Annotated in this window: 13 protein-coding genes; all 13 read right to left on the bottom strand. The window is 70.0% G+C overall.

Going from position 1 to position 14,538, the window contains the following annotated elements; all coding sequences use genetic code 11:
- Nucleotides 1–229 precede the first annotated feature (229 nt).
- Nucleotides 230–1,273, bottom strand: a complete 1,044-nt coding sequence (locus D1643_RS06880) for a deoxyguanosinetriphosphate triphosphohydrolase (protein WP_160709925.1) — start codon at nt 1,271–1,273, stop codon at nt 230–232.
- A gap of 27 nt (nt 1,274–1,300) precedes the next feature.
- Nucleotides 1,301–2,560, bottom strand: coding sequence for an S-methyl-5-thioribose-1-phosphate isomerase (mtnA, locus tag D1643_RS06885; RefSeq protein WP_236643443.1), 1,260 nt, complete (start codon nt 2,558–2,560; stop codon nt 1,301–1,303).
- 338 nt (nt 2,561–2,898) lie between these two features.
- Nucleotides 2,899–5,616 carry a pyruvate, phosphate dikinase gene (ppdK, locus tag D1643_RS06890; protein ID WP_160709926.1) on the bottom strand — a complete coding sequence of 906 codons (2,718 nt, stop codon included), beginning with the start codon at nt 5,614–5,616 and terminating at the stop codon, nt 2,899–2,901.
- Between the two features lie 105 nt (nt 5,617–5,721).
- Entirely contained in the window at nt 5,722–6,606 is an 885-nt protein-coding gene (locus D1643_RS06895; RefSeq protein WP_160709927.1) for a pyruvate, water dikinase regulatory protein, read from the bottom strand.
- Between the two features lie 327 nt (nt 6,607–6,933).
- Nucleotides 6,934–9,018 (bottom strand): glycine--tRNA ligase subunit beta, encoded by a 2,085-nt coding sequence (gene glyS / locus D1643_RS06900; protein ID WP_160709928.1) that lies wholly within the window; start codon nt 9,016–9,018, stop codon nt 6,934–6,936.
- Nucleotides 9,011–9,967, bottom strand: a complete 957-nt coding sequence (locus D1643_RS06905) for a glycine--tRNA ligase subunit alpha (RefSeq protein ID WP_160709929.1) — start codon at nt 9,965–9,967, stop codon at nt 9,011–9,013. The genes glyS and D1643_RS06905 overlap by 8 nt, the downstream gene beginning before the upstream one ends.
- Nucleotides 9,968–10,057: 90 nt before the next feature.
- Entirely contained in the window at nt 10,058–10,636 is a 579-nt protein-coding gene (lepB, locus tag D1643_RS06910; RefSeq protein WP_160709930.1) for a signal peptidase I, read from the bottom strand.
- Between the two features lie 134 nt (nt 10,637–10,770).
- The gene (locus D1643_RS06915; protein ID WP_236643445.1) at nt 10,771–11,742 is read right to left on the bottom strand and encodes a tRNA (guanine(37)-N(1))-methyltransferase; all 972 of its coding nucleotides are present in this window, start codon (nt 11,740–11,742) and stop codon (nt 10,771–10,773) included.
- 9 nt (nt 11,743–11,751) lie between these two features.
- Nucleotides 11,752–12,276, bottom strand: coding sequence for a ribosome maturation factor RimM (locus D1643_RS06925; RefSeq protein ID WP_160709931.1), 525 nt, complete (start codon nt 12,274–12,276; stop codon nt 11,752–11,754).
- Nucleotides 12,277–12,531, bottom strand: a complete 255-nt coding sequence (locus D1643_RS06930; RefSeq protein WP_160709932.1) for a KH domain-containing protein — start codon at nt 12,529–12,531, stop codon at nt 12,277–12,279.
- Between the two features lie 6 nt (nt 12,532–12,537).
- Nucleotides 12,538–12,783: a 30S ribosomal protein S16 gene (gene rpsP, locus D1643_RS06935; protein WP_160709933.1), complete on the bottom strand. Its 246-nt coding sequence runs from the start codon at nt 12,781–12,783 to the stop codon at nt 12,538–12,540.
- Between the two features lie 129 nt (nt 12,784–12,912).
- On the bottom strand, nt 12,913–13,761 hold the full coding sequence (locus D1643_RS06940) for a hypothetical protein (protein WP_160709934.1): 849 nt from the start codon (nt 13,759–13,761) through the stop codon (nt 12,913–12,915).
- Nucleotides 13,755–14,538 (bottom strand): ABC transporter ATP-binding protein (locus tag D1643_RS06945; protein WP_236643447.1); only part of this gene is annotated, 784 nt, incomplete at its 5' end. The genes D1643_RS06945 and D1643_RS06940, both read right to left, overlap by 7 nt.

Genomic DNA, 14,538 nt, shown 5'->3' on the forward strand with positions numbered 1-14,538 from the left:
CCCGCAGGCCACCCCGGCCATCCACCCGCCGGTCGCGCTGGCCGCCCCGGCTGTCCGACCGCACCCGCCGCCCGGTCGCGACCATCGGCCGGCTGCATCGGCCGCATGCACCCTCAGGCCACCTCGGCCATCCGCCCGTCGGTCGCGCCCGCCGGCCAGCCGCACCGGGCGCGCCCGCCAACCAGCCGCCCTTCGCCCTAGCCGTCCCGCCGGCCGGCCGCTCGCTCCCCTAGTAGTGAATCGAGTTGGGGACGAAGATGTCCTGGAAGGTGGCCTTAGCGTAGCGGTCGGTCATGCCGGCGATGAAGTCGGTGGCGGCACGCACGTCGTCGCCCCCGGAGATGGCGCGGTACTCGGCAGGCACCTCGGCGGGATGCTCCATGAAGTAGCGGAACAGCGCCTCGACGAGGCGCGTCGCCTTATCCACCTCCACCATCACCACATCGGCCTGGTACACGTGCGCGAACAGAAACGCGCGCAGCTCCATCATGGCAGCCCACACCGCATCGCTCATGCGGATGTCGTCGCCGGCCGCCGAGGTGCGCACGAGGTCGAGCACGAGGGTCTCGATGCGCGACGAGTGGTCGGGGCCGAGCACCTCGTGGGTGCTGGCAGGCAGGTCGGTCTCGCGCAAGAGCCCGGCGCGGATGGCGTCGTCGATGTCGTGGTTCACGTACGCGATGCGATCGGCCACGGCCACGATACGGCCCTCGAGGGTCTCAGCGCGCGTGGGCCCGGTATGGCAGACGATGCCGTCGCGCACCTCGGCCGTGAGGTTGAGCCCCTTCCCGCCGTTCTCGATCACCTCCACCACGCGCAGGCTCTGCTCGTTGTGGCGGTAGAGCGCCTCGGCGCGCGCGTCAGCAGGCGGCAGGCCGCGCCAGGCGGCGATGCAGCGCGCCAGCGCATCCTCGCCGGTATGCCCGAAGGGGGTGTGCCCCAGGTCGTGCCCGAGCGAGATGGCCTCGGTCAGGTCCTCGTTGAGCCCGAGGGCCCGCGCGATGGTGCGCGCGATCTGCGCCACCTCGAGCGTATGGGTGAGGCGCGTGCGGTAGTGGTCGCCCTCGGCAGCCAGAAAGACCTGGGTCTTATGCGACAGGCGGCGGAACGACTTGGCGTGGAGGATCTTGTCGCGGTCACGCTGGAAGTCGGTGCGCAGCAGGTCAGGCTCGCCGGAGCGCTCGCGTCCCTCGCTGTCGGCGGCGAGCGTCGCGTCAGCCGCAAGCACCTCGCGCTCGCGCAGCTCCTGGTCCTCGCGATGGATGATGTGCATGGCAGCCTCCTTCGGAATCGGACAGGATCACGCGCAGGCGCGCGCCACCTCGGACGGGGTGAACACGCCCGCCTCGGTGATGACGGCGGCGATGAGCTCGGCCGGCGTCACGTCGAAGGCGGGGTTCCACACGTCCACCCCCGCAAGGGGCGTGGGCAGCACCTCGGACGGGTCGCGCTCCTCGATGGGGATGGCGGTGCCGTCAGGCACCGAAGCGTCGACGGTGGCCAGCGGCGCGGCCACGTAGAAGGGCACGCCGAAGCGCGCCGCCGCCACCGCCACGCCGAGCGTGCCGATCTTGTTGGCCACATCCCCGTTGGCGGCGATGCGGTCGGCGCCCACCACCACAGCGTCCACCCGGCCCGACGCGAGAAGCGAGGCGGCCATGTCGTCGCAGATGAGCGTGACCGGGACGCCGGCGCGCGCGAGCTCCCAGGCCGTGAGGCGCGCGCCCTGGCCGACGGGTCGGGTCTCATCGGCGAAGACGCGGACGATCTTGCCCTGCTCGGCGGCGGCGTAGACCACGCCGAGGGCGGTGCCGTAGAAGGCGGTGGCGAGGCTGCCGGCGTTGCAGTGCGTGAGGATCGTCGCGCCGTCGGGAAGGAGCGCCGCGCCATGCGCGCCCATCGTGCGGTTGGCGGCCTCGTCCTCGGCGATCATCCGGCGCGTGAGGCTCGCCAGGGCCTCAGCCACCGCGCGCGGCGCCGCCCCCTCCCCTGTCAGGCGTCGCGCCTCGGCCAGCGCGCGCTCGACGGCCCAGGACAGGTTGACCGCCGTGGGCCGCGCGCCTGCGATGAGCCGCCCGGCGAACTCGAGCGAGGTGAGGAACAGCTCCGGGTCGGCCGCGTCGGGATCGAGGACGAAGGTGCGGTGGGCGTCGAGGGCCCGGGCGGGCTCATCGTCCCCCGCAGGCGCGGGCGCGCAATCTGCGGGCGCAGCGGAGCGCTGGCAGCTGAGGCAGTCGAGCGCGGGGGCATCCTCCCCCGTCACGCCGACAGCGGAGCCCGTGGCCAGATCGGGCCGGAGCGCGCCGGCGCATCCGCCGCAGGCGGCCACGAACTCCCAGGCGCGCAGGGCCACGGCCGCCGCGCCGGCGATGCCGATGGCCGGCGCGCCGCGCACCACGAGCCCCTTGATCGCGTCGATGACGGTGCGCCAGTCCGAGGTGCGCAGGTAGGCCTCCTCGGCCGGCAGGCGCGTCTGGTCAAGCAGCGCCAGCCGGGGGATCCCGCCTGCCTCCTCGAGTGCCACCGTCCGCGGCAAGCGCGTGACGTCCACCATCGCCATAGGGCCTCCTTCCGCCGGGTTTTCGCCCATTCTAGCGCAACCGCGGTAGCGCGCCGGACGCCAGGCCGGGGTCCCGAAAAACGCACGCCGCCTCCAGGGCGACCCGCCCCCCGAGGCCGCCGCCGGCATCCGAGCCCAAAACGGGGACGCCAGCCGGCCGACCGAGGGCCCCGCCGCCAGCCGGCCCACCCCCCCCGCCCGCTTCGCCCCAGCAAGCTCGCAGCCCGATAAGACGCGGCGTGAAAAAGCGCCGTCGCAGCCCCCCCCCGTCGGCGAAAAAGGGGCGCAAACGCAAAAAGGCCCCGCGGCAACCCGCGGGGCCCTTGGCCTTCCTGCCCTTAGCGCTGGCGCAGGGCGGCCTGGCCGGCAGCCAGGCGCGCCACCGGCACGCGGTAGGGGGAGCAGCTCACGTAGTCGAGCCCGATGGCGTTGAACGTCTGGATCGAGTCCGGGTCGCCGCCGTGCTCGCCGCAGACGCCGCAGACGATGTCGGCGTTGCCCTCATGGCCGAGCTCGACGCCCATCTTCACGAGCTTCGCCACGCCGGGATCGATGGTGGCGAAGGGGTTGAAGGGCAGCAGGCGCTCGGTCAGGTACTGCGGCACGAACTCGGCCTCCACGTCGTCGCGGCTGAAACCGAAGGTGGTCTGGGTCAGGTCGTTGGTGCCGAAGGAGAAGAAGTCGGCGTGCTGGGCGATCTCATCGGCGGTGACGGCCGCGCGCGGCAGCTCGATCATCGTGCCCACGGGAATCTCCAGCTCCACGCCCTCCTCGGCGGCCACCTCGGCGATGGCGGCCTCGGCCTGGGCGCGCAGCTTCGCCAGCTCGGGCGCCACGGACACGAGCGGGATCATGATCTCCGGCTTCGGGTCGAGGCCCTCCTTCTTCAGGCGGGCGGTGGCGGTGGCGATGGCGCGCACCTGCATGGTGGGCAGGATGGGGTAGACGATGCCCAGGCGGCAGCCGCGCATGCCGAGCATCGGGTTCTGCTCGGCGAAGGAGTCGATCTTCTCCATGAGGTCGCGCTTCTCGGCGATGGCCTCGGCCGACGCGCCGGCCGCCTCCATGCGGGCGATCTCCACGTCGAGCGCGCGCGGGCTCTCGAGGAACTCATGCAGCGGCGGGTCGAGCAGACGCACGATGACCGGGTAGCCGTCCATGGCCTTGAACATGCCGTAGAAGTCGCCGGTCTGGGCGGCGAACAGGTCGGCGACGGCCTTCTCGCGGATGAGCTCGTCGTCATGCAGGATGAAGGACTGGATGATCTGCTTGCGGTCGCCCAGGAACATGTGCTCGGTGCGGCACAGGCCGATGCCGGCGGCACCGAAGTTGCGGGAGAGCTCGGCGTCCTCGGGGTTGTCGGCGTTGGCGCGCACGCCGAGGGTGCGGAACTCGTCGGCCCACTCGAGGATGGTGTCCAAGTCCCCGGTGAGCTCGGGCATCACCAGGTCCACGGCGCCGAGCACGACGACGCCCGTGGTGCCGTCGATGGACACCATGTCGCCCTCGCGGATGACCAGGTCGGTGCCGTTGACGGTGGCCTGCTTCTTCTCGGCGTCGATCTTGAGGGCCTCCACGCCGCAGACGCAGGGAGCGCCCATGCCGCGGGCGATGACGGCCGCATGCGACGTCTTGCCGCCATGGGAGGTGAGGATGCCCTCGGCGGCGATCATGCCGGCCAGGTCATCGGGGTTGGTCTCCCAGCGCACCAGCACGCACTTGCGGCCGGCCTCAGCCAGGGCCACGGCGTCGGCGGCGGAGAACACGGCCTCGCCGACGGCAGCGCCCGGGGAGGCGTTGAGGCCGCGGGCGATGACGTCGTAGGTGGCGTCCTTGTCGAACTGCGGGTGGAGCAGCTGGTCGAGCTGGTCGGGCTCGACGCGCATGACGGCCTCCTCCTTGGTGATGAGGCCCTCCTTCTCCATCTCGATGGCGATGTGGAGCGCGGCCGCGGCGGTGCGCTTGCCCACGCGGGTCTGGAGCATCCAGAGCTTGCCCTGCTCGATGGTGAACTCGATGTCGCACATGTCGCGGAAGTGGTTCTCCAGCGTGACGAAGATCTCCTCGAGCTCGGCGCCGGCCTCCTCCAGGCCCGCGACCTCCTTGAGCTCGGCGATGGGAGAGGTGTTGCGGATGCCGGCCACCACGTCCTCGCCCTGGGCGTTCACCAGGTAGTCGCCGTAGAACTCCTTGTCGCCGTTGGCGGGATTGCGGGTGAAGGCCACGCCGGTGGCCGACGTGTTGCCCTTGTTGCCGAACACCATGGACTGCACGTTGACGGCGGTGCCCAGGTCATCGGCGATCTTGTTCTTCTTGCGGTAGAGAACCGCACGCGGGTTGTTCCAGGAGCCGAACACAGCCTCGATGGCCAGCTGCAGCTGCACCATGGGATCCTGCGGGAACTGCACGACGCCGTCCACCACGAGGGACGGGTAGTCGGCCGCGGGCACGTTCTCGGAGAAGATGCGCTTGAACTCGCCCACGAGCTCCTGCAGGTCGTCAGCGGTCAGGTCGGTGTCCGACGCCACGCCGCGCTCGTTCTTCATGGCGGTGATGGCGTTCTCGAACAAATCGCCGTCCAGGCCCATCACCACGTTGGAGAACATCTGGATGAAGCGGCGGTAGGAGTCCCAGGCGAAGCGGGGGTTCTCGGTCTGGGCGATGAGGCCGTTGATGGACTGGTCGTTCAGGCCCAGGTTGAGCACGGTGTCCATCATGCCGGGCATCGACATGGGGGCGCCGGAGCGGACGGAGACGAGCAGCGGATCGGCAGCATCGCCGATCTTCTTGCCCATGCGCTCCTCAAGGTCGGCGCGGTACTCGGCGATGGTGTCGAGCGCGCCCTCGGGCCAGGTGTTGTCCGCGTTGGCGTACTCCATGCACGTCTGGCAGGTGATAGTGAATCCCGGAGGCACCGGCAGGCCGATGTTGGCCATCTCGGCGAGGTTCGCACCCTTGCCGCCGAGGATCATCTTCATGTCGGTGTTGCCCTCGGTCACGTTGTTGCCCTGGGCGTCCTTGCCGAATGCATAGACGCGCTTCACTTCTTCGGTCACCTTTTCTCTCCTTCACGCTGGCACGGAAGCCGTGCGGTTACCTGAATCGCCCGGAACCAGGGAAAACGCCGGGCAGATGCGGAAGCGCACCCGCGCGAGCGGATGCTACTCAATAATATCAGTGGCGGAGGGGTGAGAGCGCTCGTAGTAGCGCAAAATCTCCTGAGCGGTCTCTTCTACGGCGCGTTTTTCCGTGTGGATGACGATGCAGCCAAGCTTGCGCATGAGGGCGCGGGCCTTCTCGAGGTCCTCGTAGATGTACTCGGGGTCGGCGTAGCTGGCCGCCACGAGCGCCGCGTTGCCGAGCCGGCGCTGACGGATGTCGGTGAGCACGTCGGCGGTGGTCATGAGGCCGAACAGGCGCGTGCGGTCCACCTCGTAGATCTGAGACGGCGGCTCGGTGGAGGGGTCGAGCGGGACGTTGGCCACCTTGTAGCCCTGCTGCGAGAGGTAGATGGACAGCGGCGTCTTGGACGAGCGCGACACGCCCAGAAGCACCATGTCGGCCAGGGCGAGGTCTTGGGGGTTGCGCCCGTCGTCGTGGGCGATGGTGAACTCGATGGCCTCGATGCGGCGGAAGTAGACCTCGTTGGCCTCGCGCAGCGAGCCGGGGCGGCTCGTGGGGCGCAGGCCGGAGAGCTCGGAGATGGCCTCGATGGCGCCGGTCATGATGTCGACGCCGAGGATGTTGTCGTGCTCGGCGATGTAGGCGGCCGTCTGCTCGGACATGGCGCGATCGACCAGGGTGAAGAAGACGAGCAGGCGGTCATCGCCGAGCGTGTGGACGTGGTAGGCCGCGTGCTCGTCGAGGAAGGAGCGGACCTGCTCGAAGCTCTGCACCTTGGGCAGCACCTCGATCTTGGGGTCGTTCACGCCGAACTGGGCCGCCGCCGCCCGCGCTACCGCCTGGGCGGTGACGCCGACGGAGTCGGAGATGACGTGGATGGTGGGAACGCGCGCGGCGCGCTCCTGCGGCGAGTGGCTGTCCATGGGGCCTCCTTCGGGTCGGGTGCGGGCCTGGGCCGCGGCCGGACGGGCTGACGGGCCGGCAGGCTGGCTGACGGGCCGGCCGGCGGCTGCGGCGCGCGCGGAATCCGCCGGCCCATTCCGCGGTTTCTGGCCAAAAAGACCACGGTTTACGCAGCCGAGAACGCGGATGGGACGGTTTCTGGTCATTTTCCCCCTGTTTTACGCGCCCGCAGCACTTCAAGCTGCGTAAACCGGAGGTTTTTTGGCCAGAAAACCGCAAACGGGGCCGGCAGGCGGAGGAACGCCCCGCCTGCCGGCCCCGGCTAAGGTCGAGCGATGCGGGCAGGCCTACTTCTTGGACATGAGTCCGAAGTCGGCCAAGCTGGCGAAGACGCCGACGAAGCGGTTGAGCAGGCGCAGGCGGTTGGCGCGCAGGGCCAGGTCCTCATCCATGATCATCGTGGCCTCGAAGAAGGCGTCGATAGGCGCGCGCAAGGCCGCCAGCTGGGCGAGCGCCGCGGCGTAGTCGTCGGCAGCCAGGGCCGCGGCCACCGAGGCCTCCGCGGCGTCCACCGCCTCGGCGAGCGCCGCCTCCTCGGCCGTGAACAGGGACGGGTCGCAGGCGGTGCCGGCCTCGGGGTCGCGCAGGTTGTTGGCGCGGGCGAAGGCGACGGCCAGGTCCTCGAAGGTGTCGGCCTCGGCGGCACGCGCGCTCTCCAGCGCGCGCACCCGGGCGGCCAGCACCATCGGCTCGGCCACGCCGGTGGCGAGCACGGCGTCGATGGCATCGGCCGCGGCGCCCTCCTCGCGCAGCAGCACCTTCTCGCGCGTGGTGAAGAACTCGATCACCTGGGCGCGCACGGCCGCGACGTCGAAGTCAAGCCCCGCCTCCGCGTACACGGCCAGGGCGTCGTCGACGGCGCGGGAGAGCGAGACGGGAAGCCCCGTCTCGAGGATGGCGATGATGCCGAGCGCGGCGCGGCGCAGGGCGAAGGGGTCGGATGAGCCGGTGGGCGCCTGGCCCACGGCGAACAGGCCGCAGATGGTGTCGAGCTTGTCGGCGAGCGCCACGAGGCGGCCCACCTCGTCGGAGGGCACCGCATCGCCGGCGAAGCGCGGGCGGTAGTGCTCGGCGATGGCCCGGGCCACGCGGGGAGACTCCCCCGCCGCCGCGGCGTAGTACGAGCCCATGACGCCCTGGACGGACGTGAACTCAATGACGGCGTTGGTCACCAGGTCGGCCTTGGCCAGCAGCGCGGCGCGGGCCACGTCGGCCGCCACGTCGTCTGCGACCTGCGCCTGCTCCACGAGCAGCGCGGCCAGGCGCGCCACCCGGTCGGTCTTGGCGCGCATGGTGCCGAGCGTCTCCTGGAACACCACCTCGTCCAGGCGCTCGACGTAGGCCTCGAGCGGGCGCTTGAGGTCCTCGTCGTAGAAGAACTTCGCGTCGTAGAGGCGGGCGGCCACCACGCGCTCGTTGCCGTCGACGATGACGGCCTCTTGGGCCGGGTCGCCGTTGGAGACGATGATGAACTTGTTGGTGAGCTTGCCGTCGCCGTCGTAGAGCGGGAAGTAGCGCTGGTGCATGAGCATGGCGTCGACGATGATCTCCTCGGGCACGCGCAGGAACTCCTCGTCGAAGGAGCCCATCATCACCGTGGGAAACTCGGAGAGGTTGACGACCTCGGTGAGCGTCTTGGCCGGCAGCTCGGCGCGGTAGCCCGTGGCGGCCTCGGCGGCGGCCACGCCCGCGCGAATGCGCTCCTCGCGCGCCTCCTGGCTCGGCACCACGCAGGCAGCCTCCACCACGGACACGAGCTCGTCGGCGGTGGGCACCTCGTGGGGGCCGGGGGCCAGGAAGCGGTGGCCCCAGGTGAGGTTGCCCGCGGTGAGACCCGCGAACTCAACCGGCACCACCTCGTCGTCGAGCAGGGCCACGATCCAGCGCACGGGGCGGGTGAACACCTCGCGCGTGGTGCCCCAGCGGCACGACTTGGGCCAGCTGATGCCCTCGATCACGCCGCGCAGCACGCCGGGCAGCAGCTCGGCGGTGCGCTGGGCGTCCACGTGGCGCGACGCGAAGACGTACTCCACGCCGTCCACCTCGCGCCGCTCGAGCGCGTCTACGCCCAGGCCCTTGCCGCGGGCAAACCCGATGGCAGCCTTGGTGGGGTTGCCGTCGGCGTCGAAGGCGATCTTGGCGGACGGGCCGCGGAACACCTCGTCGAGGGCCTCGGTCTGGTCGGCCACGGCGTCCACCACCGCGATGAGGCGGCGCGGGCTCGAGTACACGATGACATCGCCATGGGGCACGCGCACGGCGTCGAGCGCCTCGGCCATGAGGCCGGGCAGCTGCACGGTGGCGTTCTTCAGGTCGAACGCCGGAATTTCCTCGGTGCCTATCTCGAAGGCGAGCGTGCGGGTGCTAGCCACGGTCGGCCCCCTTCCCCTCGGCGCCCTCGGGCGCGTCGAGCCTCATCCCCACCACGTGCTCCATGTAGGAGGCGCAGCAGGCCTTGGCGAGCGTGCGGACGCGCAGGATGTAGGCCATGCGCTCGGTGGCGCTGATGACGCCGCGCGCGTCGAGCAGGTTGAAGGCGTGGCAGCACTTGAGCACCGAGTCGTAGGCCGGCAGCGGCAGGCCCGCCTCAAGCGTGCGCAGGCACTCCGCCTCGCGGTCGGTGAACTCCTGGAAGAGGAAGTCGGTGTCGGCCACCTCGAAGTTGAACTTCGAGTACTCGCGCTCGTTCTCCAGGTAGACGTCGCCGTAGGTGAAGGTGACGCCGTCGGCGCCGCGCGACCACACGATGTCGTAGACCGAATCGACGCCCTGGACGAACATGGTCAGGCGCTCCAGGCCGTAGGCTATCTCCACGGGCACCGGATCGCACTCGAAGCCGCCCACCTGCTGGAAGTAGGTGAACTGGGTGACCTCCATGCCGTCGATCCAGACCTCCCAGCCCAGGCCCCAGGCGCCGAGCGTGGGGCTCTCCCAATCGTCCTCGACGAAGCGCACGTCGTGGGCGGCCACGTCGATGCCGATGGCCTCGAGGCTGCCCAGGTACAGGTCCTGGATGTTGGCCGGCGAGGGCTTGATGAGCACCTGGAACTGGTAGTAGAACTGCAGGCGGTTGGGGTTCTCGCCGTAGCGCCCGTCGGTGGGGCGGCGGCAGCCCTGGACGTAGGCGGTGCGCCAGGTGTCCGGCCCGAGCGCGCGCAGCGTGGTGGCCGGGGCGTTGGTGCCCGCGCCCACCTCGTTATCATAGGGCTGGAGGATGACGCAGCCCTGGTCGGCCCAGTAGCGCTGCAGGTTCATGATGACGTCTTGGAACGTGGGCGGCTGCTCGGCCGGCGCGTCGCTCCGTGGCATTTCGGTTGGCATGGCTCTCCTTCGTCGTTTCCCCTTGGCCCGGTGCTGCCGGGCGCTGCGCTTGACCGCCTTGCCCTCCCGGGCGGCCGCGGGTGCCCGCGCCTAGGCGGGCGTGAGCAGGCCGATGTTGCTGATCGGCCAGTAGATGAGCACGGCGCGGCCCGTAACGGTGTCCTCGTCGATAGGGCCGAAATAGCGCGAGTCCTGGGAGTTGGTGCGGTTGTCGCCCATCACCCAGAGCTTGCCCTCGGGCACCTTGAACGGGTAGCTGATGGCGGTGCCGTAGGCCGGCGTGAGCGGGTAGGACGGCTTGCCGTCGGTGTAGGGCTCGTAGAGCGGCACGCCGTCGACGACCACCTGGCCGTCCACCAGATCGACCGTCTGGCCGCCGGTGGCGATGATGCGCTTGATGAGGATGCGGGAGGGAATCTCCGGATCCTGGAAGGTGACGATGTCGCCGGGCTCGGGCTCGTTGAAGTAGTAGGTGACCTTCTCCGAGAACACCATGTCGCCGGTCATGATGGTCTCCTCCATCGAGCCGGAGGGGATCTCGTAGGCCTGGAACACGAAGGTGCGCAGCCCCCAGGAGAGGGCCACGACCAGCGCGATCATGGTGAGGATGCGGGCGAGGGTGCGCAGGAAGGAGGGACCGCGTGTTTCGGCGTGCTGACCTGAGTACATGGGTGTGAGCCGCTTCCCTTCCTTCGCGTCGTCTCCGATGGGCCGGCCGACTCGGGGTCGGGCGGCGAGCCGTGTGCCGGCAGACGGGCACAGCAAGCCCCTATGATACCGCTTGGCGCCGCCCGGCCTGCGGGCTAGCCCAAGTTCTCCAGAAATTTCCGATCATCGGGCGTGAGGGGCACGCCCTCCAGCAGATCGGGGCGCAGGGCGGCCGTGCGGGCGAGCGACTGCTCGCGGCGCCAGCGGGCCACCGCGCCGTGGTCGCCCGAGAGCAGCACGGCGGGCACCTCCGCGCCGCGAAAGACGGCGGGGCGCGTGTACTGGGGGTACTCGAGCAGGCCGCTTGCGAAGGACTCGTCGGCCGCGCCGTCGGCCGCGCCCAGCACGCCGGGCAGCTTGCGCACCACCGCGTCGATGACCACCATCGAGGCCAGCTCGCCGGAGGTGAGCACGTAGTCGCCGAGCGAGATGACCACGTCGGCCAGCGCGTAGGCGCGCTCGTCGATGCCCTCGTAGTGGCCGCAGACGAACAGCAGGCGCTCCTCGGCCGCGAGCTCGCAGGCCAGCGCGTCGTCGAAGCGGCGGCCCTGGGGCGCCAGGAATACGACCGTCGGGCGCGGGCCGTCCGCATGGCGCGGCTCAGGGCCGGTGCGCGGGCAGGCGGGCACGCGGGGAGCGGCGCTCTCGTCCGCCCGGGGGGCGGGGGGCACGTCCAGTCGCTCAGACAGTCCTCGCTCGGTAGAACAGCCCACTGGACTGTTCCATTCGCGTGTGGCGCCCTGAGCGCAGCGAGGAAGTACCCTTGGGGTGAACTCGCTTGGTGGACGCACCCCCCGCTCCCCGGGCTCCTCAGCCGAAGCTGGATCTTCAACCCCCATGCCGGCGATGGCCTCGACAGCCTCGAAGAGCGGCTCGCACTTCATCACGAGGCCGGCGCCGCCGCCATAGGGGTCGTCGTCGGTGGTGCGATGGCGGTCGTAGGTCCAGTCACGCAGGTCGTAGGCGGTGAAGTCCAGGATGCCCTTGTCCTGGGCGCGGCGCATCATGGAGGCGCCCATGACCGAGTCGTACATGCCGGGGAATGTGGAGAGGGTCTCGATGATCATGGCGCCCTCCTACAGGTCGAGCAGCCCGGCGGGGAGCACGACGTCGATGCGGCGGGCATCCTCGTCCACGCCCGCGATGAGCTCGTCCACGAGCGGGATGAGCGCCTCGGTGCCATCGGGGCGCGCCACCACGAGCAGTGACTGGAGCGGCATCTCCTCGATGCGCGCCACCGCGCCCACGCGCCCGGCGGCGGCGTCCACCACCTGCCAGCCCTCCCACGAGGCCCACTCCCCCGCCGGCTCCAGGTCGGCCGGATCGAAGGCGTCGCGAGGCGCCAGCACATGGCAGCCCACGAGGGCCTGGGCGGTCGCGGCGTCAGCCACCTCGTCGAAGAACACGAGGGCCTCGTCGTCGGCGCGCATCTGCACCGACGCTACCGTCACCTCACGCGGAGCGTCAAGGCGCGGCGGCACGAGGGCCACGCGCAGGCCCTCAGACAGCAAAAAAGGAAGGCCCGCGGCGCTGCGCGCGACGAGCCCTCCGTTCAGGTTCTTGGTGGTCGCCAGGTAGGCGACGTCTGCCCAGGCGCGCATCTAGTCGATGAGCTCCACCTCGACGGGCGTGCCCGTACGGGAAGCGGCGGCGCGGGCAAGCGTGCGGATGGCCTTGATGACGCGGCCCTGGCGGCCGATGACCTTGCCGGCATCGGCCTCGTTGACGCGGATCTCGACCATCACGGCCTCGTCCTCCGTCTCGTACGAGGTGATCTCCAGATCATCCTCGAACTCGACGAGCGGGGCCACGACGGACTCGACCAGGCCGGCGAGGTCTTCCGTAAGCTCGGACATGGCTGCTTACGCCTCTTCCTTGGCCGTCTTCAGCAGGCGGGCGACGGTGTCAGTGGGCTGGGCGCCGTTGGCGATCCACTTGTCCACCTTCTCCATGTCGAACTTCACCAGGTGCGGATGGGAGCAGGGGTTGTAGCGGCCGACCTCCTCGATGAAGCGACCGTCGCGCGGGGCGCGGGAGTCGGCGACGACGATGCGGTAGTACGGGCGCTTCTTGGCGCCATGGCGAGCGAGGCGAATCTTAACAGCCATGAAGTTGAACTCCTTCTAATTTCCTTCAACGATGTGATGCGTACGCCGCCCCAGGCGGCGCAGCGAAAACAGCAATTGCTTATGATACGGCTAGCGGGGCGTTTTTGCAAGCGTCACCGGCGGATGGCCCTAGGGCAGGTTTACCTTGCGCTTGAGCACCCACAGGCAGATGAGCCAGAGCGCGCCGCAGGCCACCACCTGCAAGAGGGTGCCGAGCGCCGAGGTCAGCGCGTAGTAGGCGGTGACGCTGCCGACGCCTCCCGTCGCGAACACCCCGAGCACGCTCACCGCGCCGGCGAGAAAGCCATAGCCCCAGGAGAGCGCCACGTAGAGCCCGATGCCCGCGGCCACCTTGTGACGCTGGGCGAGCGCAGCGCCAAGCGCGAAGGCCGCATAGGCCATGAGCAGGCCAAACGCCATCTGCACGACGGTTTGGACGAAGGTGAGGGCAACCTCGAGGACGGTGGGGCCCGCGTAGGACCCGAACAGGCCGTAGCCGGTGGAGGCGCGCATGATCCAGTACGGGATGACGTCCTCGATGTCCGTCGAGCCGGCGAAGCCCTCGGCCGCGGCGATGATGAGCGCGATGGCCGTGAACACCACCACCAGGTCGATGAGCATCCAGATGAGCCCCGCGAGCACCTTCGACCCCAGCTGGGCAGCGGGCGAGGCCGGCAGCGTGAACGTGAGGTAGCCCTCGTCGGTGAAGAGGTTCTTGTAGAACCGCCAGAGGATCACCACGAAGGTGGCCGCCGCCACGCAGGCGAGCGCGAGGACGCCCATCACCAGCACGAGCGCCGCGAGCGCCATGATGGGGTTCGCGTAGTCCGACGCCACCAAGGAGGGCAGCTCGTTCACCGCATAGCCGGTGAGCGCCGCCCCGCAGGCGACGAAGGTCACGGCCACCGCGGCCAGGTGAACGGGGATGAGGACGCGGCTGAGCGCCTTGAGGTCGTACTTGAGCAGCTTCCCTAGCATCGAAACGCCCTCCTGAAGTAGTCGTCGAGGCTCTCATAGCCCTGCTCGCGCACGAAGGCGACGGGCGCGTGGACCACCATGGTGCCGTACTGGAGGAAGATGAAGTCGTCGAGCACCGGCTCCACGTCGGCGATGAGGTGCGTCGATATGAGGATGGTGGAGTCGCGGTGGTACTGCGAGATGATGGTGTCGAGAATGTAGTCGCGCGTGGCCGGGTCGACGCCGCCGATGGGCTCGTCGAGCAGGTAGAGTGCCGCGTGGCGCGCCATGACGAGCACGAGCTGCACCTTTTCCTTGGTGCCCTTCGAGAGCGCGGCCATGGCCGCGTCGGCCGGCACGCCGAGCCGCGCGAGCATGTCCTGGGCGAGCGCGCGGTCGAAGTCGGCGTAGAAGTCCGCGAAGAAGCCCAGGCAGTCGCGCACCTTCATCGACGGGGCGAAGTAGGGCCGCTCGGGCAGGTAGGACAGAAGCGCCTTGGTGCGCGTGCCCGGCTCCATCCCCAGCACGCGCACGGAGCCTCCCGTGGGCGTGAGCAGGCCGGCGGCCAGCTTGATGAGGGTGGTCTTGCCCGATCCGTTGGGGCCAAGCAGGCCCACCACGCGCCCGGCGGGGACCGAGAACGTCACGTCCGCAAGGGCGGTATGGGAGCCATAGCCCTTGGTCAGGTGCTCGCAGGCGAGCACCGGCGCGAAGCCGGGCGCCGGGTAGGGCGCGGCCGGCGGCGGCGTGGTGACGCGCGGCGGCTGCCAGGCCGCGGCGGGCACGCCCCAGGCGGGC

The sequence above is a fragment of the Enterorhabdus sp. P55 genome (genome assembly GCF_009911695.1).
GTDB lineage: Bacteria > Actinomycetota > Coriobacteriia > Coriobacteriales > Eggerthellaceae > Enterorhabdus.

Bases quoted from the DNA above. Each gene is read 5' to 3' on its own strand.
- D1643_RS06880 (WP_160709925.1), bottom strand. From the start codon at position 1,273: ATGCACATCATCCATCGCGAGGACCAGGAGCTGCGCGAGCGCGAGGTG.
- D1643_RS06915 (WP_236643445.1), bottom strand. From the start codon at position 11,742: ATGATCATCGAGACCCTCTCCACATTCCCCGGCATGTACGACTCGGTC.
- rpsP (WP_160709933.1), bottom strand. From the start codon at position 12,783: ATGGCTGTTAAGATTCGCCTCGCTCGCCATGGCGCCAAGAAGCGCCCG.
- D1643_RS06930 (WP_160709932.1), bottom strand. From the start codon at position 12,531: ATGTCCGAGCTTACGGAAGACCTCGCCGGCCTGGTCGAGTCCGTCGTG.
- D1643_RS06905 (WP_160709929.1), bottom strand. From the start codon at position 9,967: ATGCCAACCGAAATGCCACGGAGCGACGCGCCGGCCGAGCAGCCGCCC.
- D1643_RS06925 (WP_160709931.1), bottom strand. From the start codon at position 12,276: ATGCGCGCCTGGGCAGACGTCGCCTACCTGGCGACCACCAAGAACCTG.
- D1643_RS06895 (WP_160709927.1), bottom strand. From the start codon at position 6,606: ATGGACAGCCACTCGCCGCAGGAGCGCGCCGCGCGCGTTCCCACCATC.
- mtnA (WP_236643443.1), bottom strand. From the start codon at position 2,560: ATGGCGATGGTGGACGTCACGCGCTTGCCGCGGACGGTGGCACTCGAG.
- lepB (WP_160709930.1), bottom strand. From the start codon at position 10,636: ATGTACTCAGGTCAGCACGCCGAAACACGCGGTCCCTCCTTCCTGCGC.
- D1643_RS06940 (WP_160709934.1), bottom strand. From the start codon at position 13,761: ATGCTAGGGAAGCTGCTCAAGTACGACCTCAAGGCGCTCAGCCGCGTC.